This window comes from Pseudaeromonas pectinilytica, from assembly GCF_054780855.1.
Map to the genome: position 1 here is coordinate 1 of NZ_BAAGVN010000096.1, position 1,697 is coordinate 1,697.

1 protein-coding gene and 1 pseudogene are annotated in these 1,697 nt (G+C 52.9%); both read right to left on the bottom strand.

The window, feature by feature from the left end; translation table 11 throughout:
• Nucleotides 1-464 (bottom strand): ISAs1 family transposase (locus ACYVG7_RS06880; protein WP_460882471.1); only part of this gene is annotated, 464 nt, incomplete at its 3' end.
• Nucleotides 465-853: 389 nt separating this feature from the next.
• Nucleotides 854-1,615: pseudogene (locus ACYVG7_RS06885) on the bottom strand (arginine decarboxylase); the annotation flags it as partial.
• Nucleotides 1,616-1,697: the final 82 nt, after the last annotated feature.

Below are 1,697 nucleotides of genomic sequence, written 5' to 3' on the forward strand. Positions count from 1 at the left end.
ATCGCGGTGATTTCATTGGATTTGGCGTCTGTTTTTACTTGCCCGAGCACCATACCGTTGGCGCTGGCAAACGCACTGACCATATGGATGGTCGACTGTCGGTCGTCCCTGTTATAGGAACCACGCAGAACCTTGCCATCAATGGCGATCAGCTCCCCCTTGGCACGAGTGTTAACCGCTTGCATCCACTTGAGAAAACAGGCCTGAAACTGCTCGGGTGCCAGGCTGGACATCACTCTGGCAATGGTATCGTGAACGGGTAAGCCCTTTGGAAACAATCCCTTATCCTGGAGCCAGCGACTATGCGCTTGCCCGAAATCTTCAATATCTTCCCAGCCCTCGCTGCCGCCGATGACAGCACAAACCGTCAGGAACAGGATGTCGAAGAGTGGATAGGAGATTTTCGCTGATTGGCGCGGGTCGTGAAGTTCGGAAAAGCACTCAGAAAAGGCATCGAGCTGCATGGATGGCTCCCAGGAAAAGGGAGTATAAGATCACAACCCGATCTGCAGGTCAAAGCGTTCTGAATTTGTTTATAAAACGTTCATGATCTTGCCCTGCCTCTAAATGCCTGTAGCACTGCATCAACTTCGGCCTCTATCGCGGGTTCACCAAGATCATGCTGTATAAAATTTATTATATAATCCAACGCGATATCATAATTAACGGTCAAGGTATCAATATTTCCGGAACGTCCTATTCAATGATCAGCCTCTATAGATGAATGAATATCAGCGAATGGAGTAATTTTTCCTGCCGTGTTTTTCAAAGACAAAAAAACCGGGATCAGCGACTGATCCCGGTTTTTAATATTCATCACGAACCGATAAATAATACCGCTAGTTAGTGGCGATTATTCATCGTCTTCCAGATAGGCATAGCCTTGCAGGCCGGCATCCAGATCCGCCAGCAGAGCGGTCCGGGTCTCTTCATCCAGGGATGGATGGGAGGCCAGCGCCTGGTAGTTCTCGCGGATCCGCTGGGGATCGATATTCACATAACGCAGCAGGTTATCGACGTTGTCACCGCGGATCACATGGGTGATCACCGGCTTGCCATCGGCATCCATACAGATATCTGCGCTGTGGGTATCGCCAAACAGATTGTGCAAGTCGCCCAGGATCTCCTGGTAGGCGCCCACCAGGAAGAAGCCCATGTAGCAGCTTTCGTCATCGGCGAACTCCGGCATCGGCAAGGTACTTTCCACGCCGACACCGTCCACATAGTGATCCACCATGCCATCGGAGTCGCAGGTGATATCGAACACCACACCACGGCGTACCGGCGGACGGTCCAGCCCGGAGAGCGGCATCACCGGGAAGATCTGATCGATACCCCAGGCATCCGGCAGCGACTGGAACAAGGAGAAGTTGACGAAGCACTTGTCCGCCAGCTTGTCGTTCAGCTCATCGAGCATGGCGCGGTGCTGACGGTTGATGGGGTTCAGCAGCTCCTTGACCTTGAGGCACAGGTTGAGGTGCAACTCTTCCGCCCAGGCCCGTTCGGTCAGATTGAGCAGGCCCATGGTGTACTGGCTGTGCACATCGGCCAAATCGGCACCGGAGTCATGGAAGATTTCCAGCAGACCCGGATCCTCATTGTTGAGCTCAAGCCAGGGCGCTGTTCCCTTTACGTGTTGGGGGCAATCTATACTTGCAGTAAGTTCGCTGGACTGAGGTGCCCGCTATGGATACCAA